Raw genomic sequence first — 18550 nt, forward strand, 5'->3', positions numbered from 1 at the left:
TTTCGGCATTCCGGCGCAGACCACGCTGGAAAGGCCCGCCATGACCCGCATCGACGCCAAATTCGCCGACCTCAAAGCCCGGGGGCAGAAAGCCTTTGTGGCCTATGTGATGGCGGGCGATCCCGACTATGACACCTCGCTTGAAATCGTGCGTGGCTTGCCCGGTGCAGGCGTTGACGTGATCGAACTTGGCCTGCCCTTCACAGATCCCATGGCAGATGGCCCGACGATCCAGCTGGCCGGTCAACGCGCACTGGAAGGTGGCATGACGCTCGCCAGAACATTGCAACTGGCCGCGGCATTCCGCGAGGGTGATGACACGACGCCAATCGTGTTGATGGGGTACTACAACCCGATCTACTCCATGGGGGTTGACGCCTTTCTTGCCGCCGCCAAAGATGCCGGGATCGACGGGCTGATCATCGTCGATCTGCCCCCCGAGGAAGACAGCGAACTCTGCTTGCCGGCCAATGCAGCAGGCCTCAATTTCATCCGACTTGCCACGCCCACCACCGATGATGCCCGCTTGCCACGCGTGGTCGAAAACACGTCCGGCTTTGTCTATTATGTCTCGATCACCGGCATCACCGGCGCGGCAGAGGCTGACGCAGGTGATGTCGCCCCCGAAGTGGCGCGCATCCAAAAGGCCAGCGGCTTGCCCGTGATCGTCGGTTTCGGCATCAACACACCCGAGAAAAGCCGCGCAATCGCCGAGGTCGCAGATGGCGTTGTGGTGGGCTCAGCCATTGTCAGCAAAATCGGCAATTGTGACAGCCCGGGCGATGTGCTGGCCTTTGTGAAAACCCTGGCGAACGGTGCCCATACCACCGACTAGGCACACCCCATTGCTTCATCTTTCCAGTTAAACTCAGTCCCGACCGGCCCCCCTGTCCCGCCGCCGACCGGGCACCGCTACTTGGGATCCCGCGCGGCATCCAGAAAGATGCGCAGTTCTGTCAGCACGGGCTTGATATCCATCAGCTTTTCGCTCTCGAATTCCCGCGTCAGCCTGCTGAGTTCGGGTGCCAGCGCCGCGATGGTACTGTCACGCAGCATCCGCCCCTTGTCTGTCAGCCAGACCTGCTTTGACCGCCCGTCCTCGGGATTGGGCTTCAGCACCACATAGCCGCCCTTTTCCAACCCCTTCAGCGTATGCGTCATCGATGTCTTCGGCACCTGGAACGCCCGCGCCATATTGATGGGCAGGGCCCCGTCACCACGGCGGATCAAATGGTTGAGCACGCTGAAATGCGGCGCGATCAACCCCTCGGGCAGCTGCGCCTCAAGCAAGTCGCGGCTGAGTTGTTCGATGATCCCGATCTCGTTGAAGACCTCGAAAAGCAGCATGGGATCGCTGTCATGCGTCAATCAGTTTCGCCTCCAACGGCCAGCGCGGGGTGCGCGGAATGCGCGGACCATAGCCGACCCGCCCCAGCATTTGAACCGTGTGGCCCTCACGCGCAAGCAACGTATGCGCCGCCGCGTAATGCGGTGCCATTTCGGGGTATTCCTGAAGCACCTGACTGACCGGATGCAGGCTTAGCCCCATGGCCGTGGTCTTGAGGTTCAGCCGCAACCAGCGCCGCCCCGCCTCGATCTGGTCCGCCCGCGTGTTGCCCGCAGAAGTCAACGCCGCATAGCCCGGCGTCGCATGCAGCATCTCGTGATAGATATCGATGCCCTGCTGATAGCTGATGCTGTCGGGGTCAGACAGATCCTCGCGGTTCATCATCCCCGCCAACATCAGACCTTCCAGAAATGCGCCGCCCAGATCGATACCGTCCGGGCTGGCGTTGATTTCCGCCTTGCCCATGCGCATCAGGTCCACGCTTTCTTTCAGCGTGCGCGGGGTTTCATATTCGACCATCCAGGCTTCCCAGGTCAGCGCCTTGAGCGCCTCGACCATGGCCTTGTCCGTGTAGATGTCGGCGAACATCTCTAGCTCATTGGCCTGCGCCCCCGTGACCTCCTGCGCGGTAAAGGGCTCTTTGCACGACCGGCGCTCCATCATATGCGCGGCCAGCGGGTCCGGCATCCCACCTTCGGCAAAAGTGGCGCGCGCAACTGCGGGTGCATCTTCACCATCGGGGAATAATGTAAGATCAACCGCATAGCCCGCCGCCCCTGCCGCCAGCACCATCTGTTCCACAAAACAGCCAAAGCCGATCATGATCTGGCGGTCAAACGGGTCGGTTTCAGGCAGGCGTTTGGTCTTGTCGTGATAAATCGTCAGCGCATCATCGCCGTCCAGCCCGACCTGCCAGGGCTGCAGATTATGCGGATTGGGTGCCAGCAAGCCGTAGCTCAGCGCATTCTTGCGCGGATCGCCGTAGGTGCCCGCAAGCGCCCAGGGCTGTTGCGCAACACCCGGCGTGCGCGTCCCGACAAAAGCGGCCCCGGCACCGCTGGCCGCAAGAATCGTACCGCCGCCAATCAGGGCAAGGGTTTTTCGTCTGGAAAGGGTCATGTCTCACTCCTATTGTTCGATATCGCACTATATATGGTGCGATATCGCACTAGTCAAGCCCTTCCCCGCGTTGATTTCGGATGGCCGGATTGATAGGCAGCATAAACAGTTGCCAGCCAAAGGATTTATCATGCCCGTCATCACCAATATTGACGACCTCAAGCAGATATACCGCCGCCGCGTGCCGCGCATGTTCTATGACTATTGCGAATCCGGCAGCTGGACCGAACAGACGTTCCGCGAAAACTCATCCGACTTTGACAAGATCAGGCTGCGCCAGCGCGTCGCTGTCGACATGACGGGTCGCAGCACCGCGACACAAATGATCGGCCAGGACGTGGCCATGCCTGTGGCGCTGGCCCCTGTGGGCCTGACGGGCATGCAGCACGCCGATGGCGAAATCAAAGCGGCCACAGCGGCGCGCGACTTTGGCGTGCCCTTCACCCTGTCCACGATGTCCATCAATTCTATCGAGGACGTCGCCGAGGCCACCCAGGCCCCTTTCTGGTTTCAGCTCTATACCATGCGCGACGAAGACTACGTACACCGCCTGATCCAGCGGGCCAAGGACGCCAAATGTTCCGCGCTGGTGATCACGCTGGACCTGCAAATCATCGGCCAGCGCCACAAGGACCTCAAGAACGGCCTTTCCGCGCCGCCCAAGCTCACGCTCAGCACCATGGCGAACCTGGCGACAAAATGGGGATGGGGACTGGAAATGCTGCGCGCGAAACGGCGCGAATTCGGCAATATCGTCGGCCACGTCGAGGGCGTATCCGATGCTGCCGATCTGGGTGCCTGGACGGCAGAACAATTCGATCCCTCGCTCGATTGGGCCAAGGTTGCCAAGCTCAAGGAACTCTGGGGCGGCAAGGTGATCCTCAAGGGCATTCTGGATGCAGAGGACGCGCGCATGGCGCTGAAGGTCGGCGCGGATGCAATCGTGGTGTCCAATCATGGCGGCCGCCAGCTGGATGGCGCGCTCAGTTCCATTGCCGCACTGCCGTCGATCCTTGATGCCGTCGGCGCGGATATCGAGGTACACATCGACAGCGGGATCCGGTCCGGCCAGGACGTGCTTAAGGCGATGGCGCTGGGGGCCAAGGGCACCTACATCGGGCGCGCCTTTATCTATGGTCTGGGTGCCATGGGACAGGCCGGTGTCACCAAGGCGCTGGAGGTGATCCACAAAGAGCTCGACGTGTCGATGGCGCTGTGCGGTGAGACATCCGTCAAGGACCTGAGTAAAGATAACCTGCTGATTCCGAAAGACTTTGGCGGTGTCTGGCAAGATTAACCGGGATCGGAATTTTTCAAAAATTCCGGCCCGATTTCTTTCGAAGAAATCGCTCCCGCCTGCCGCGCCATGGCCGGAACAAGGGCCAGCGCGACAAGCGCCAGCAGCACCGCCACCGCGACAAATGCCGCGCGCAAACCGAACCCTTCGGCGACCAGCCCCATCAGCGGCGGTCCGAAAAAGAACGCGCCGTAGCCCAGCACCGAGGCGCGGCTGATCGCGGCCAGTCGCGCCTGTGGTGGCACGATGCGGCCGACCAGCGACAGCGCAAGCGGTGCCACGACGGAAATGCCCAGGCCCCCCAGCGAAAACCCAAGCAGGGCCATCGGAATGCTCGTGGCCACCCCCGCCAGCGCAATGCCCGCCGCCGACACCAGCGTGGCCAGCAATATCAGCGTGGTATCGCGCATCCATCCCACCAGCACATGCCCAAACAGCCGCCCGAACCCCATCGTCAGCCCCAAAAGCGCAGGCCCCAGCGCCCCTTCGCCCGCACTGCCCCCCAGCGTGCGTTCCAGATGCAGCGCGGACCACCCCTCAGAGGCAGATTCAGCCAGGAAACCGGCCATCACCACCAGACCACACAGGATCACGAAGAGATGCGGCATCTGGCCTTTGGCCAGCGTAACGCCCGACTCTTCCAGCGTAGGCGCGCGGTCGCGCGAAAGCCACGCCAACAGACATATCAAGACAAGAAGCAGCCCAAAAATCAGCACCGTCGGCATCTGGGCCTCGCGCAGAACCCCCGTCGCCAGCGCCGCCCCCGCATAGGCAAAGCTGTAAAGCGCGTGATTGATGTTCATCAGGCTCTGACCGGTCTCGGCCTCGATCTCGCTGACGCGCGCGTTGATCAACACGTCCACAATGCCCGACCCCATCGCCGCCAGCGACATGCCCAGCACCATCACCGCAATGCTTCCGGCCAGTCCGGCCCAGAACATGCCAAACCCCACCATCAGAATGCCAAGCCCAACGGCGCGCCCGCCCAGCACCCGTCGGCAAAACGGCGCCAGCCACATAGCCGCAATCGACGCCAGCGACGCCACGAACATCACCAGACCATAGACACCATCCGACGCGCCCACATTTGCCTTGATATCCGGCATCTGCGCAAAATAGGTGGCCCAGGCCACGCCAATGGCCACAAAGCCCATCAACGGTCTGCGCGACAGGATGATGTCGTGTTTCCAGCTCATCCCGCAGCCGTCGCACGGGCCCACCGGTTTGCCAAGTGCTGTGTTTGGCATAGGGTGATCTGCAAGTCCGGGGACACAAATTTGCAACCCCGCATTGGACCATTCGGAACGGCCGCCATAGACTACCCAAAGCCGCACGCACCCATTTGCAAAAGGAACATCACACCATGGATCTTGGCGCATTTTCCGTCAGCCTCGCTGTCAAAGACCTGACCGCGTCCGTCGCGTTTTACGAAAAGCTGGGGTTTGAACCCTTCGGCGGCAATCCAGAGGACAACTGGATCATCCTCAAGAACGGGGATCATATCATCGGGCTCTTTCAGGGCATGTTTGACGGCAACATCCTGACCTTCAACCCCGGGTGGGACCAAAACGCCCAGCCCACAGAGCACTTTAGTGATGTCCGCGAGATACAGCACACCCTGAACGAACGCGGCATCACGCCGGATTCCGAAGCCGACACGACCACAACTGGCCCCGAAAGCATTATGCTGACCGACCCCGACGGAAATCAGATCCTCATTGACCAGCACCGATAGGGTATTGTCCCTGCCCCGTCGGCTCTTTGACTGTGCAGATTGACCCTTTTCTTATGACCCAATCGCGTCTATAGGCAGCGCTTCACGCGGGGATACAGCCTTGGAGGATTCCCGCCCTAACCAATTGGAGACTAAAATGGCCGGAGAGATTCCAGATCTTGAAGCCCAGGTACGGACGGGGACAGGCAAGGGCGCCGCTCGTCAGGCACGCCGTGATGGCATGGTACCGGGGATTGTTTTCGGGGGCGACACAGACCCGCTGCCGATCAACATCCCGTTCAACAAACTGCTAACCATGCTGCGCAAGGGCCGGTTCAAATCGACGCTCTTCAACATGAAGGTTGATGGTCACGACGACGTCCGCGTCATCTGCCGGGACGTTCAGCGCCACGTGGTCAAGGACTTGCCGACGCATGTCGACTTCATGCGCCTCAAGCGCACCACAAAGGTGAACCTCTACATCGGTGTCGAAGTGGCAGGCGAAGAGGATTGCCCGGGCCTGCGTGCCGGTGGTGTTCTGACCCTGGTCCGTCCCGAGGTCGAATTGATGGTGACCGCCGCTGATATCCCCGAAAGCATCACCGTGGATATCTCCGGTCTTGAGATCGGCGACAGTGCAACCATTGCAAACGTCAATCTGCCCGCCGGTTCCAAACCGACCATCGACCGCGATTTTGTCATCGCCCAGATCGCCGCACCTTCGGGTCTGGCGTCGCAGGATGACGACGAAGACGAAGATGTCGCAGCAGACGAAGTGCCGACCACCGAAATGGGCCCGCCCGACGGTGAAGAAGCCGGCGACGACACATAAACACAGGCTGCACAGCCTTACCGGAACGGGGTCGCCTTGGCGGCCCCGTTTCTTATTTGAAGGATCCCAAGCGCCCAAACGTCACAGTTCGCGTTAGGCGGGCGTGGCAGCGGCACATGCAGCCCTGTGACCCGCACCTTGTAATTCTATCCACAACGCGCTATAACCTCCTTTGTTGAAAGAATAAAAAACGATCTATTGAGTGGTTTCGTAATGAAGAACACGTTAAATGCAGTCTGGGAGTCCTTCCTGGGCCCGATGATGCAACGCCCCAAAAGGTTGCAGATGGCAGCGCTTTGCCATCGTGGCGAAGGCGCGGACAGAGAATTTCTGCTTGTCACCAGCCGCGACACAGCGCGCTGGATCATTCCCAAGGGCTGGCCGATCCGGGGGTTGAACTCGCGGGAAACCGCCTTGCGCGAAGCCTGGGAAGAAGCGGGCGTGAAAAGCCGCAAGATCACGGATCGTCCGGTTGGCAGCTATACCTACCAAAAGCGGCAAACGGGCGGCATGGAAGTCCCGGTGGAAACACAGGTCTACTCGGTCGCCGTGGACGAGGTCCTCGCAGAATTTCCCGAGGCCCATGAACGCAAGCGCAAGTGGGTTGATGCCGAAACGGCAGCGGAGCTTGTGAACGAGACCGAACTGAAGGCAATTTTCCGCAATCAGTGACAATCTTTGCGCCATCACTATTCAACATTTGATTTCCGGTTCGATTGAGCGGTATGCGTCCCCACCAAACGGGGGGACGAACTATGGCCGACCAACAGGGCGATCTGCGCCATCTTGAAACGCTGGACCGGGATCTTGCGCGCTATTCGACGCTTGAGATGGCGACGGCCTATGTGTCGCGACCCATGGTGGGGATCGGCATTTCGCTTGTATTTGTCCTGCTTGCAGGTGCTGCCGCGCTGCTGTTCTTCGGCCAGGACAATAACTCTGCCATTGTGATCATCGCCGCCTGTCTGGGGGCCTACATGGCGCTGAACATCGGTGCCAACGATGTGGCCAACAATATGGGGCCGGCGGTGGGGGCGAATGCGCTGTCGATGGGCGGTGCGATTGCAATCGCGGTCGTCTTTGAAAGTGCCGGTGCGCTGATCGCGGGCGGGGACGTGGTCAAGACGGTGGCCAAGGGTATCATCGCCCCGCAAAGCATGGGCACGCCAGAGATTTTTGTCTGGGCCATGATGGCGGCGCTGATGTCGGCAGCCCTTTGGGTCAACCTTGCCACATGGATCGGCGCGCCGGTCTCTACCACCCATTCTGTTGTTGGTGGCGTCATGGGCGCGGGCATCGCGGCCGCAGGCTTTGGCGCGGTCAACTGGGCCACCATGAGTGGTATTGCCGCAAGCTGGGTCATCTCACCCGTGCTCGGCGGGGCCATTGCGGCCCTGTTCCTGTGGCTGATCAAATCGCGCATCATCTATCGCGAGGACAAGATCGCGGCGGCCCGCAGATGGGTGCCCGTGCTGGTGGGCATCATGGCGGGCGTCTTTTCCGCCTATCTTGCGCTGAAGGGTCTCAAGAAGATCATCAAGATCGACATGCCCACGGCCCTGATGATCGGTGCCGCCATCGGGATTCTGGTTTGGATCACGATGATGCCCATCATCAAGAAACAATCCGAAGGCCTTGAGAACCGTAACAAGTCTCTCAAGATCCTCTTTGGGGTGCCGCTTGTGGTCTCTGCCGCGCTACTCAGCTTTGCGCATGGGGCCAACGATGTGGCGAACGCGGTCGGGCCGCTGGCCGCAATCGTGCAGGCCTCGCAATCGGGCAGCTTCACCGAAGCCATCAGCATCCCCTTTTGGGTGATGGTGATCGGGGCCTTCGGCATTTCCTTTGGCCTGTTCCTTTTCGGGCCCAAGCTGATCCGTATGGTCGGCGGCCAGATTACCAAACTCAACCCCATGCGCGCCTACTGCGTGGCATTGTCGGCGGCCATCACCGTGATCGTTGCAAGCTGGCTTGGCCTGCCCGTCAGTTCCACCCATATCGCTGTTGGTGCGGTTTTCGGTGTCGGTTTTTTCCGCGAGTGGGACGCCGAGCGGCGGATCAAGAAAGCCCGCCTGGCCATGCCGGACCGCACCAATTTTGCCCCCGAGGAACGCCGCCGCCGCAAACTCGTGCGCCGCTCGCATTTCATGACAATCATCGCAGCCTGGATCATCACCGTGCCCGCCGCGGCAATCCTGTCGGGCGTCATCTTTTTCCTGCTCAACGCGGTGGCAGGCTGAAACACCCAGCGGAGGCCATTCCCCTTGGTCTGATCTGCCGCTATCATGCCGCAACGCAGCAGGAGCCGCCCCATGATCCTCATCGCTGGCCTTGGCAACCCGGGCGCGAAATACGCGCGCAACCGCCATAACATCGGCTTCATGGCCGTTGACCGGATCGCCGAAGACCATGACTTCGCGCCCTGGCGCGGCAAGCATCAGGGCTCTGTCAGCGAAGGGCGGTTCGGATCCACCCGCGCCGTGCTGCTCAAGCCCGAAACCTTCATGAACAAATCCGGTCAGTCTGTGCAGGCCGCTATGCGGTTCTACAAGCTTGAGCCCGACGACGTGATCGTGATCCATGATGAGATTGACCTCGCCCCCGGCAAGATGAAATTCAAACAAGGCGGTGGGCACGCGGGCCACAATGGGTTGCGGTCAATCCACGCCCATATCGGTCCAGACTATGGGCGTGTGCGGCTTGGCGTGGGCCACCCTGGCCACAAAGACGCGGTGCCGGGCTATGTTCTGCGCGACTTCCCAAAAGCGGATGACGATTGGCTTGACGATCTGCTGCGCGGCATCAGCGATGGCGCGCCCTATCTGGCGGATGGGGATGCGGCGAAGTTCTCAAATGCCGTTGCGCTGCGGGTGAACCCGCCGCGCGCCAGCACCGGAACACGCGCACCAGCTGCTGCCAAACCGGAACCGCCTGCGCCGGAACCTGACACCAGATCGCCCCTGCAAAAACTGATGGAGAGATTTCGGTGACCCTGGCACAGGCCTTTGCCGATCAGGCGGAAAGCTGCAGCCAAATGGGGTCCCCTTTCATGGGTCGGCTGTTGCGTATTCTGGCCTCCCAATGGCCCCAGAGCAGTGCACTTGGACAAAAGTTCGCAGGCTTTGAGGGCGATATCGGCCCGGCGGGCCATTCCCTCCCCCTGCGCATCGCGGGCGGTCTGCATGCTCTTGTTCTCAATGGCACCGCACCGGAACTGGCCGCTGTCTATCCGCCAAACAACGCCAGTACAGCCGATCTTGAGACCAACGTTCTGCACGCGTTGCACACCCACGAAAAGTTCTTGCTGGATTGGACCGACAGTGCCCCCCAAACCAACGAAGTCCGCCGCTCTGCTGCCCTGATCGCCGGTGCGCGGGTCGCAGCACAGCACTTTGATCTGCCCCTCACCTTGTCCGAGCTGGGCGCCAGCGGCGGGCTGAACCTGATGTGGGATCACTATGCGCTCGACATCCACGGCCACAGGTTTGGCCCGACGGTTCCGGCGCTGATCCTGACACCGGAATGGAAAGGTGCCCTGCCCCCGGACATCGGCCCCGTGATCGCACAGCGCGCAGGTGTCGATCTCAACCCCCTCGACCCGCAGGCCGGTGCGGATCTCTTGCGTCTCACCGCCTATCTCTGGCCGGACCAGCCGGACCGGCTGCGCATGACCCGCGCCGCAGCCTCGGTGATGACCGCACCCCTTGCGCAAGGCGATGCGATTGACTGGCTGGCAACGCGACTGGCAGAGGCACCAAGGGGGCATCTGCACCTCATCCAGCATACCGTAGCCTGGCAATACTTCCCGGCAGCCGCGCAAGCCCGGGGGCGCGCACTGATTGAGGCTACTGGGGCCAAAGCCACAGCGGACCGCCCCCTTGGCTGGCTGTCGATGGAAAGCGATGGTGACACCACGGGCAAGGTGGGTGCCGCGCTGACGCTGCGGCTTTGGCCGGGGGACATCACGCTTGATCTTGGCCGCGCCGACTTTCACGGTCGCTGGATCAACTGGACTGCGACACCCTGAAGTCAGGTAGCACTGGCGCGCCGCAAGGCCATATGATTGGATGCACCCGAACAAGGGAGCACGCATGCGCACATTTCTAAGATGGCTGGGCCGGGGCCTGCTGGTTTCGGTGATCATCCTGGTCGCACTGGGCCTGTGGAAACGCGAAGAACTTTCGCGGGTCTGGGCCGTTATCACGCTCTTTGACGAGGAAAAGATCGTCAGCAATTTCAGCAACATGGATGCCGCCTTTCTGACCACGCCCGTGCCGCGTGGCAACGGCCCCACGGCCGAGCTGAGCTATGGCGCGGAAACCGAATTGCCGCCGGCGGTTGACGACTGGATAACTGAGCGTGATGTGACGGCACTGGTGGTGCTCAAGGACGGGGCGATCGTCTATGAGAACTACTTCAAAGGCACCTCTGCCGATGACCTGCGTATCAGCTGGTCGATGGCCAAAAGTTATCTTTCGGCGTTGGTGGGCATCCTGCTGGACGAAGGCCAGATCGACAGCATCGACGATCCGGTCACGAAATACGCGCCTGAACTGGCAGGTGGCGCGTATGACGGAAGCACCCTGCGGGACGTTCTGCAGATGTCCAGCGGCGTTGTCTTTAACGAGGATTATCTCGATTTCTTTTCCGATATCCAGCGTATGGGTCGGGTGCTGGCTTTTGGGCGGGAAATGGATGATTTCGCGGCCGCTCTGACGGAAACCTACATTGCCCCCGGCACCGAATGGAAATACGTGTCGATCGACACCCATGTCGTTGGCATGGTGGTGCGCGGCGCCACCGGTCGCTCCGTCACCGATCTGCTGAGCGAGCGGATCATCATACCCTTGGGGGTAGAGTATGCGCCCTACTATGTCACTGACGGTGTCGGTACCGCCTTTGTCCTTGGCGGGCTGAATTTTACCACGCGCGACTATGCACGCTTTGGTCAAATGTATCTGCAACAAGGGCAATGGCAGGGCCAGCAGATCGTGCCCGCTGACTGGGTCGATGCCTCAACCGCGCCAAGTGCGCCAACAGCGCCGGGCAAGATCGGCTATGGCTACCAATGGTGGATCCCGCAAGGCGCTGATCCCGGCACCTACATGGCGCGCGGCATCTACGGGCAGTATATTTACGTCGACACGGGCCGCGGTGTCGTGATCGCCACCAATGGCGCTGACCGGAAATTCCGCGAGGACGGCGTCTCACAACAGAACGTCGATATCTTCCGCACCATCGCAGAAAGTCTTTGACCCATGGAACCCGAGGACAGCATCAACGTTCTGGACACGTCCCTGGTGCTTTGCGGCACCGACCCGGTGACCGGGTTCTTCCGCGATGGCCACTGCAACACCTGCGCGGCGGATCAGGGCAGTCATACGGTCTGTGCTGTCATGACGGCAGAGTTTCTGGCCTTCTCGAAATACGTCGGCAATGACCTCAGCACCCCGCGCCCGGAATTCGGTTTTGACGGTCTCGACCCCGGCGATGCATGGTGTCTGTGTGCCAGCCGCTTTCTGCAAGCCGCCGACGAAGGCTGCGCACCGCAGGTACATCTGGAGGCCACCCATAAGCGCGCGCTGGACATCGTCCCGCTTGAGGTGCTCAAGGCCCATGCGCTGCACGATGGCTCTGAGGAATGAAGAGCGGGTGGGCCATTTTCCTGTTGCTAGCGCTGAGCCTGCCATCAATCGGTTCCGCCCAAACTACCCTGCGCCCGGACGATGCCGCGCGTCTTGACGGTTTCACGACATCCGCGGGAAATGCGCTGTTACAAGCACTCTCTGGCGGCGACAGCCAGGATATCGCGGCCCTGACCAAAGCCCTCTCTGGGGCACCACAGATAGCCTTTGATGAAACCCTTTCCGGCGACTGGCGCTGCCGGACAATGAAACTGGGTGGCATTTCCCCGCTGGTGGTCTACACGCCCTTTGGCTGCCGTATCACGGCAACGGATACCGGATTTGGTTTCGAAAAACTGACCGGCTCGCAGCGCACCAAAGGCACTATCTTTTTGCGCAATGGCCGCGCCATCTACGCCGGGGTCGGCTATGTGGCGGGCGAAACAGTCCCGGATTACGCCGATCTGCCTGCCGATTTTACATCCGATGGCCGGATACAATCCGACGTCGCCGTGTTTGAGCGTATCAGCCCCACCCGCGCGCGCCTGATGTTCCCGTCCCCCGCCGTCGAAAGCGACTTCGACATTCTGGAACTGACACGCTAGCTTTCTCTCTTCTGGCTGAAAATATCCCGGAGGTTTGGAGGCAAACCCTCCAAATGCGCCGTCAGGCGAATTCGCCCATTTCGAACCCAAGGGCACGGGCCACGGTAAAGATATCCTTGTCGCCACGCCCGCACATGTTCATGCAGATGATATGATCGGCAGGCAACTCCGGCGCGATCTTCATCACATGGGCCAGCGCGTGACTTGGCTCGAGCGCTGGGATGATACCTTCCTGAAGGCAACACAACTGGAACGCCTCAAGCGCCTCCACGTCGGTGATCGAGACGTATTTGGCGCGCCCGATCTCGTGCAGCCAGGCATGCTCCGGCCCGATCCCCGGATAGTCCAACCCCGCCGAGATCGAAAACCCTTCCAGAATTTGCCCGTCATCATCCTGCAGCAGATAGGTTCGGTTGCCATGCAAAACTCCGGGACGTCCGCCGGTCAGTGACGCGCAATGCTCCATCTTCTGATTGACGCCTTTCCCCCCGGCTTCCACGCCGATGATCCCGACCTCCTTGTCGTCAAGGAATGGATAGAACAGCCCCATGGCATTTGACCCGCCTCCGATGGCCGCAATCACCGTGTCGGGCAAGCGCCCTTCGGCTGCGGTCATCTGTTCGCGCACTTCCTTGCCGATGATGGCCTGGAAGTCGCGCACCATGGCCGGATAGGGGTGCGGGCCTGCGACCGTTCCAATGCAGTAAAAGGTATCGCGCACATTGGTCACCCAATCGCGCAGCGCATCGTTCATGGCGTCCTTAAGCGTGCCGCGCCCGGATGTGACGGGCACCACCTCTGCGCCCAACAGGCGCATCCGGAACACATTGGGCGCCTGCCGCTCCACGTCATGTGCACCCATATAGACCACGCATTTCAGACCAAACTTGGCACATACGGTGGCCGTCGCGACCCCATGCTGACCTGCGCCTGTTTCGGCAATGATACGTTTCTTGCCCATGCGGCGTGCCAGGATAATCTGCCCCAGCACGTTGTTGATCTTGTGCGCGCCGGTGTGGTTCAGCTCGTCGCGTTTCATGTAAACCTTGGCGCCGCCCAGATGTTCGGTCAGCCGTTCGGCGAAATAAAGCGGGCTGGGGCGGCCCACGTAGTGGGTCCACAGATCGTGCATCTCGGCCCAGAAACTGTCGTCTGTCTTGGCCTTTTCATATTGCGCTTCCAGCTCAAGGATCAGCGGCATCAGCGTTTCGGAGACAAAGCGCCCCCCAAAGTCGCCAAAGCGGCCCTGCTCATCCGGCCCGGTCATGAAGCTGTTGAAAAGATCGTTTGCCATGCTGGTCTCCCCCGTCGCGGTCAGATCCGTCTAACGCAAGGCGTAGAGGGGGAAAAGAGCGATGTGGTCGCAGGCGACAGTATCCATTCCTTGGAAGGAATGGACTGAGACCTTTCCAAAGGTCTCAGCCAAATCCTTGCAAGGATTTGGCCTCACTCGATCAGCCGAAGCCTCTCCGCATTGCAAAATACAACGTAGTGCTGCCCGTTCTGGACCGCGCGATAGCCACGTCTGCGCACTTCTGCCTCGAAAGCGCCACTGCCGATGATCCGCTCCACGTCCCTGACCTTGCGGCGCACCACGCCGCCATCGCGCGCGGATTTGGAAGAAAAAATGTGCCGAATCCAATGTTCAGCATTCATATGGCGGGGCATATTGTCCATGATGTCAGCCTGTCGCGTTGTGGTAAACATTCCTTTAACGCGGCTGCTGCTTGCCCTATAGCCTGCGGCATGAGCACAAATCCCCCAGACCTGCGCCCCGATATCGCGCCCACCGCGCACCTCAGCGAAACCCGTCGTGACGGTCAGCCAATGATCGGCATGGTATCGCTGGGCTGCCCCAAGGCACTGGTGGACAGCGAACGCATCCTCACGCGTCTGCGCGCCGAGGGCTACGGTGTTTCGCCCGATTACAGTGGCGCAGACGCGGTGATCGTGAACACCTGCGGGTTTCTCGATTCAGCCAAGGCGGAATCCCTGGATGCGATCGGCGAGGCGCTTTCCGAGAATGGCCGTGTGATCGTGACAGGCTGTCTGGGGGCAGAGCCGGAATACATCACCGGTGTCCACCCGCGCGTTATGGCGGTCACCGGTCCACATCAGTACGAACAGGTGCTCGACGCGGTCCACGCCGCCGTGCCGCCTGCACCCGATCCCTTTATCGATCTTTTGCCCGCACAGGCGGTCAGCCTGACCCCCCGCCACTACAGCTACCTGAAGATCTCGGAGGGATGTAACCACAAATGCAAGTTCTGCATCATCCCCGACATGCGCGGACGCCTCGCGTCGCGCCCTGCGCACGCCGTGATGCGCGAGGCTGAGCGGCTGGTCGACAGTGGCGTCAAGGAACTGCTGGTCATCAGTCAGGACACCTCGGCTTACGGTGTGGACATCAAACATACCGAGGCCGACGGACACCGCGCCCATATCACCGATCTGGCCCGCGATCTGGGCAGCCTGGGCGCATGGGTCCGCCTGCACTACGTCTACCCCTACCCGCATGTCCGCCAGTTGATCCCGTTGATGGCCGACGGGTTGGTGCTGCCCTATCTGGACATCCCGTTTCAGCACGCGCACCCGGATACGCTCAAACGTATGGCGCGGCCTGCCGCTGCGTCCAAAACTCTCGATGAAATCACCGCATGGCGTGCGGTTTGCCCGGATATCACCCTGCGCTCGACTTTCATCGTTGGATACCCCGGTGAAACAGAAGCCGAATTTGAAACCTTGCTCGATTGGCTGGATGAGGCGCAGTTGGACCGGGTCGGCTGCTTTCAGTACGAGAATGTTGCCGGCGCGCGGTCCAACGCCCTGCCCGACCACGTACCCGAAGAGATCAAACAAGACCGCTGGGATCGGTTCATGGCACGTGCGCAGGCGATATCAGAAGCAAAGCTGGCCGCAAAGGTAGGCCGACGGATGGAGGTCATCGTGGACGAGGTAGACGCCGAAGCGGCCACCTGCCGCACAAAGGCCGACGCGCCGGAAATCGATGGCAATCTTTTCGTGGATGAGGGTTTTGAGGGGCTGTCGGTCGGGGACATCGTGACGGTCGAAGTGGAGGAAGCCGGGGAATATGACCTGTGGGGGCGGGTTGTATAGGCTTTGACCACCAAAAACTATTGATCCAACGTTCTTCGTCGACGATCACTTCGCGAAACCAAGAGTAACTGTTTGACAATCATCGCATTTTTCCCTCAGAGCGAAGAAGAGGCAAGTGAGGAGCAAATTGCCCCTACAGGGCAATCGCCAAGGAACACTAGGTTGATTTTCTGATTACGATCTCGACCCTATTTGCGACCCCGCCAGATGAGCATCCCCTCGAGACGGTTTCCAAAAGCCGGTCAAAACCTCGCAGAGTGGAGAAAGCCGGCACCGCGGATTTCTAAGATGTCTGAGGCCGTCGCGGAGATTGATCTTGACGGTATTGCCGAGGATATCTCAAATCCAGAATGATCGCTGCGATGTAGTTTTCAAAGCAACACCCCAGCTGGCTGGCCCGCAGGCAGAACGGGCCAGCCTTTGGGCGCGTCAGATCAGCACTTGCCGAACGACTGTTTCACAACGGTGGCGCCTGCGATTTTCACCGTCACTTCGATGCCTGTGGGAAAGCCCAACGTGGTGCAAATATGCAGGCAGGCCTCAGCTGCGGTGCCATTAGGCAGCCCCCCCGGGATCGGCAGGCAGACCTTGCCAAACCCCAACGGCAGGCTGAGACAAACTTTGCCGTTCTCCACCGTCACCTTGATACAGCCCCCGGCCAGCAGCATGTGAGTGTTCGAACTGATGTCTGCGGCCGCGTCCATTTTCGTGGCGCTCTGATCTGAAAAATGATCACGCGCGGCATCCAGCGCTGCGTTGATCTGTTTTTGGTCAAATTCGTGATACGTAGCCATGTCAAAATTCCTTTCGATGCAATTGTTCAGGTTGGTGTGCACGAAATATGTGCGGGCAAAATGTACCACGAAAACGCTCTGCGCCCAACGATTCTTTCTACCTGAGATAGAATACTTCCCGTCAAGATAGAATATTTGAATTATGTAGTAGATCCGATGTGGGGCACATCTTGCGTCAGAACGCCCGGAACCTACATCATGTGGGACAGCTGTAAGTGCCTATTGTTTTTGTTCCTGTTTTGTTCCATATTGACGGAAACCTTCTTGAGAGAACCACGGTCATGACGTATCAGCCCGCCTTCCCCGGCCTCTTTACCCCCGCTCAGGGGGCCACACCTGTGCAGCCGGACCTGCCCCTTTCCCATCCTGCGACCGAAAAGCAGATCAGCTTTGCCCGCATCCTTGCAGCACGGACGAAGACCCCTTTGCCAAAGGGGATTGAGGCGGACCGCACCGCCCTGTCGCAGTGGATTGATCAGCACAACACATCCGCGCCGCAGTCCCGGTTCAGCAATTATCCTTCGTCGAAACAGGTGGCCTTTGCCGAACGCATTGCCCGCTTGAAGCGCCGCGAAGTGCCGCAGGAGTGTTTTCGGGATCGCCGCCTCATGTCGCGCTGGATCGACAGCAACAAGCCGCGCTAAGGCTTGTTATTCTGCCGCGCGCCCTAGGTACAGGGCATGGCTGATACAGAAGTTCTTTATAATGACAGCTGCCCCGTCTGCCGGCGCGAGGTGCACCACTATGCCCGGCTGAGCACCGCCGCTGGCCTGCCCATCGCCTACGATGATCTGGGCAATCCGGACCGGTTGCAGCAATGGGGGCTGACACCGGATGAGGCCGCGCGACGTCTGCATGTGCGCAAAGACGCAAAGACCTACGCAGGCATTCCGGCCTTTATCGTGCTGTGGCGCGAAATACCTCGGTATCGCTGGCTTGCGCGCCTCGTGAACACGCCAGGCATCCGGCAGCTTGCCATCTTGACCTATGATCATGTACTGGCCCCGTTGCTGTTTCACTGGCACAAACGGCGGCAGGCCCGGCAAAAATCCGGCAGAGAATGACCTGCGGTTAACCACACTTTCTTCATATTACTCTGCTAAATACCGCTTATGGCCTATCCGACCTCCAGACCTGAGACCCTTGCAGATGGCGTTGTTCATCTGACCGGGCTTTTGGTGTTGGGGCCTGCGTCGATCTATCTGTTGATGGTTGCACCGGTGGACACAAGCGTCTGGTCTGCGACGGCACTTTATGTAGCAACCCTGATCTTCGCTCTCGCGGCCTCGGCGCTCTATCACATGCTGCCTTTTGACGGCACGCGCGCCACACTCGGCCGGATCGATCACGCCTCAATCTATTTCAAGATCGCGGGCACCTATACGCCCCTTGTGGTGTTGATCGGGAGCGGATTTGCCTATGGCGTTCTGGGTCTGGTTTGGGCGTTGGCCTTTATCGGCGCTTTTGCAAAGCTGTGGTTCTGGCGCACGGACAGTAAAGGATCGCTGGCGCTCTATTTGGGAATGGGGTGGTTGGCGCTCCTGCTGATTTGGCCGATGTGGAAACACCTGCCGGGCGCGACGCTGGGGCTGGTTGCTCTGGGCGGGGTGATCTATTCACTCGGAACGATCTTTTACGCCCATCCAGGCATGCGGTATCAAAATGCTGTCTGGCATGTCTTTGTCCTGATCGCCTCTGCCTGTCTGCTGGGGGCGATCGCCATCGGGGTTCAGGCACCCGGCATCTGATCAAGATACTGCCGAACGCAAGCCTGAACATGGCGAAACCGGTCTCCGCCAAGGTGCTTGCCACCATACCAGCGTGTCACCACGATCAGATGGTCGCGCACCACGTCCCGTTCCAGCATCCGCAGAATGACCATCCCCGCGCCCTTTTCCCCGTCGTCAGCCTTGACCGCCCCCTCAGATGACAGCACCGCCGCCCATGTATTGTGGGTAGCCTTTGCATAGGCCTTATCTTGTTTGAGGACCGCAAGCGCTGTGTCGATCTCGACACGACTGGTGACGCGGCAGCCTGACACGGCATACCGCGATCCACGATCGGTCAGCACTCGGCCCAGGATGATCCATTGCGTCACAC

22 protein-coding genes are annotated in these 18550 nt (G+C 60.2%); 15 read left to right on the top strand and 7 right to left on the bottom strand.

The annotated features are described in order from the left end of the window. Positions 1 to 40: 40 nt before the first annotated feature. Positions 41 to 835 carry a tryptophan synthase subunit alpha gene (gene trpA, locus H9Q16_RS08415; protein ID WP_191074858.1) on the top strand — a complete coding sequence of 265 codons (795 nt, stop codon included), beginning with the start codon at positions 41 to 43 and terminating at the stop codon, positions 833 to 835. Positions 836 to 912: 77 nt separating this feature from the next. On the opposite strand, the gene H9Q16_RS08420 is transcribed toward trpA, so the two are convergent. Both H9Q16_RS08420 and H9Q16_RS08425 read right to left on the bottom strand, forming a co-directional pair. Then, entirely contained in the window at positions 913 to 1368 is a 456-nt protein-coding gene (locus H9Q16_RS08420) for a MarR family winged helix-turn-helix transcriptional regulator (protein WP_246455556.1), read from the bottom strand. Further along, positions 1358 to 2467, bottom strand: a complete 1110-nt coding sequence (locus tag H9Q16_RS08425; RefSeq protein WP_191074859.1) for an Acg family FMN-binding oxidoreductase — start codon at positions 2465 to 2467, stop codon at positions 1358 to 1360. The genes H9Q16_RS08420 and H9Q16_RS08425 overlap by 11 nt, the downstream gene beginning before the upstream one ends. 130 nt (positions 2468 to 2597) lie before the next feature. On the opposite strand from H9Q16_RS08425, the gene H9Q16_RS08430 reads away from it, so the two are divergent. Further along, complete coding sequence (locus H9Q16_RS08430) at positions 2598 to 3764, top strand: alpha-hydroxy acid oxidase (protein WP_191074860.1); 1167 nt, start codon at positions 2598 to 2600, stop codon at positions 3762 to 3764. Here H9Q16_RS08430 and H9Q16_RS08435 read toward each other — a convergent pair. Next, positions 3761 to 4960 carry an MFS transporter gene (locus H9Q16_RS08435; protein ID WP_191074861.1) on the bottom strand — a complete coding sequence of 400 codons (1200 nt, stop codon included), beginning with the start codon at positions 4958 to 4960 and terminating at the stop codon, positions 3761 to 3763. The two genes, H9Q16_RS08430 and H9Q16_RS08435, sit on opposite strands and share 4 nt — an antisense overlap. Before the next feature lie 167 nt (positions 4961 to 5127). On the opposite strand from H9Q16_RS08435, the gene H9Q16_RS08440 reads away from it, so the two are divergent. The 9 genes from H9Q16_RS08440 (at position 5128) to H9Q16_RS08480 (ending at position 12539) form a co-directional block, all read left to right on the top strand. Next, entirely contained in the window at positions 5128 to 5499 is a 372-nt protein-coding gene (locus tag H9Q16_RS08440; protein ID WP_191074862.1) for a VOC family protein, read from the top strand. Positions 5500 to 5635: 136 nt separating this feature from the next. Further along, entirely contained in the window at positions 5636 to 6310 is a 675-nt protein-coding gene (locus H9Q16_RS08445) for a 50S ribosomal protein L25/general stress protein Ctc (protein WP_191074863.1), read from the top strand. Positions 6311 to 6595: 285 nt separating this feature from the next. Continuing rightward, a complete protein-coding gene (locus H9Q16_RS08450; RefSeq protein WP_246455558.1) occupies positions 6596 to 6982 on the top strand; it encodes an NUDIX hydrolase in 387 nt (128 codons plus the stop codon). Between the two features lie 83 nt (positions 6983 to 7065). Continuing rightward, on the top strand, positions 7066 to 8550 hold the full coding sequence (locus H9Q16_RS08455) for an inorganic phosphate transporter (protein WP_191074865.1): 1485 nt from the start codon (positions 7066 to 7068) through the stop codon (positions 8548 to 8550). Between the two features lie 72 nt (positions 8551 to 8622). After that, positions 8623 to 9300, top strand: coding sequence for an aminoacyl-tRNA hydrolase (pth, locus tag H9Q16_RS08460; RefSeq protein ID WP_191074866.1), 678 nt, complete (start codon positions 8623 to 8625; stop codon positions 9298 to 9300). Then, positions 9297 to 10337: a DUF2332 family protein gene (locus tag H9Q16_RS08465; protein WP_191074867.1), complete on the top strand. Its 1041-nt coding sequence runs from the start codon at positions 9297 to 9299 to the stop codon at positions 10335 to 10337. The genes pth and H9Q16_RS08465 overlap by 4 nt, the downstream gene beginning before the upstream one ends. Positions 10338 to 10401: 64 nt before the next feature. After that, positions 10402 to 11565 carry a serine hydrolase domain-containing protein gene (locus H9Q16_RS08470; protein ID WP_191074868.1) on the top strand — a complete coding sequence of 388 codons (1164 nt, stop codon included), beginning with the start codon at positions 10402 to 10404 and terminating at the stop codon, positions 11563 to 11565. 3 nt (positions 11566 to 11568) lie between these two features. Continuing rightward, on the top strand, positions 11569 to 11955 hold the full coding sequence (locus tag H9Q16_RS08475; protein ID WP_191074869.1) for a DUF2237 family protein: 387 nt from the start codon (positions 11569 to 11571) through the stop codon (positions 11953 to 11955). Continuing rightward, the gene (locus H9Q16_RS08480) at positions 11952 to 12539 is read left to right on the top strand and encodes a DUF4893 domain-containing protein (RefSeq protein WP_191074870.1); all 588 of its coding nucleotides are present in this window, start codon (positions 11952 to 11954) and stop codon (positions 12537 to 12539) included. Before H9Q16_RS08475 ends, H9Q16_RS08480 begins: the two co-directional genes overlap by 4 nt. A 61-nt stretch (positions 12540 to 12600) precedes the next feature. Here the strand turns inward: H9Q16_RS08480 and trpB are convergent, their stop codons facing one another. Both trpB and H9Q16_RS08490 read right to left on the bottom strand, forming a co-directional pair. After that, positions 12601 to 13833: a tryptophan synthase subunit beta gene (gene trpB, locus H9Q16_RS08485; RefSeq protein ID WP_191074871.1), complete on the bottom strand. Its 1233-nt coding sequence runs from the start codon at positions 13831 to 13833 to the stop codon at positions 12601 to 12603. Between the two features lie 152 nt (positions 13834 to 13985). Further along, positions 13986 to 14246, bottom strand: coding sequence for an N-(5'-phosphoribosyl)anthranilate isomerase (locus tag H9Q16_RS08490; RefSeq protein WP_246455560.1), 261 nt, complete (start codon positions 14244 to 14246; stop codon positions 13986 to 13988). Between the two features lie 39 nt (positions 14247 to 14285). Between H9Q16_RS08490 and rimO the strand changes: the two genes are divergently transcribed. Then, complete coding sequence (gene rimO, locus H9Q16_RS08495; RefSeq protein WP_191074873.1) at positions 14286 to 15656, top strand: 30S ribosomal protein S12 methylthiotransferase RimO; 1371 nt, start codon at positions 14286 to 14288, stop codon at positions 15654 to 15656. A 434-nt stretch (positions 15657 to 16090) separates the two neighbouring features. Here the strand turns inward: rimO and H9Q16_RS08500 are convergent, their stop codons facing one another. Further along, a complete protein-coding gene (locus tag H9Q16_RS08500; protein WP_191074874.1) occupies positions 16091 to 16450 on the bottom strand; it encodes a hypothetical protein in 360 nt (119 codons plus the stop codon). 281 nt (positions 16451 to 16731) lie between these two features. Between H9Q16_RS08500 and H9Q16_RS08505 the strand changes: the two genes are divergently transcribed. The 3 genes from H9Q16_RS08505 to trhA are packed head-to-tail and all read left to right on the top strand — an operon-like array spanning position 16732 to position 18198. After that, positions 16732 to 17094 carry a hypothetical protein gene (locus H9Q16_RS08505; RefSeq protein ID WP_246455561.1) on the top strand — a complete coding sequence of 121 codons (363 nt, stop codon included), beginning with the start codon at positions 16732 to 16734 and terminating at the stop codon, positions 17092 to 17094. Between the two features lie 36 nt (positions 17095 to 17130). Next, positions 17131 to 17514, top strand: coding sequence for a thiol-disulfide oxidoreductase DCC family protein (locus tag H9Q16_RS08510; protein WP_191074875.1), 384 nt, complete (start codon positions 17131 to 17133; stop codon positions 17512 to 17514). 48 nt (positions 17515 to 17562) lie between these two features. Then, complete coding sequence (trhA, locus tag H9Q16_RS08515) at positions 17563 to 18198, top strand: PAQR family membrane homeostasis protein TrhA (RefSeq protein ID WP_191074876.1); 636 nt, start codon at positions 17563 to 17565, stop codon at positions 18196 to 18198. On the opposite strand, the gene H9Q16_RS08520 is transcribed toward trhA, so the two are convergent. Then, positions 18180 to 18548 carry a YigZ family protein gene (locus tag H9Q16_RS08520; RefSeq protein WP_343067808.1) on the bottom strand — a complete coding sequence of 123 codons (369 nt, stop codon included), beginning with the start codon at positions 18546 to 18548 and terminating at the stop codon, positions 18180 to 18182. The genes trhA and H9Q16_RS08520 overlap by 19 nt on opposite strands. Between the last annotated feature and the right edge of the window lie 2 nt (positions 18549 to 18550).

Source organism: Sulfitobacter aestuariivivens (assembly GCF_014763045.1).
GTDB classification, from domain to species: Bacteria; Pseudomonadota; Alphaproteobacteria; order Rhodobacterales; family Rhodobacteraceae; genus Sulfitobacter; species Sulfitobacter aestuariivivens.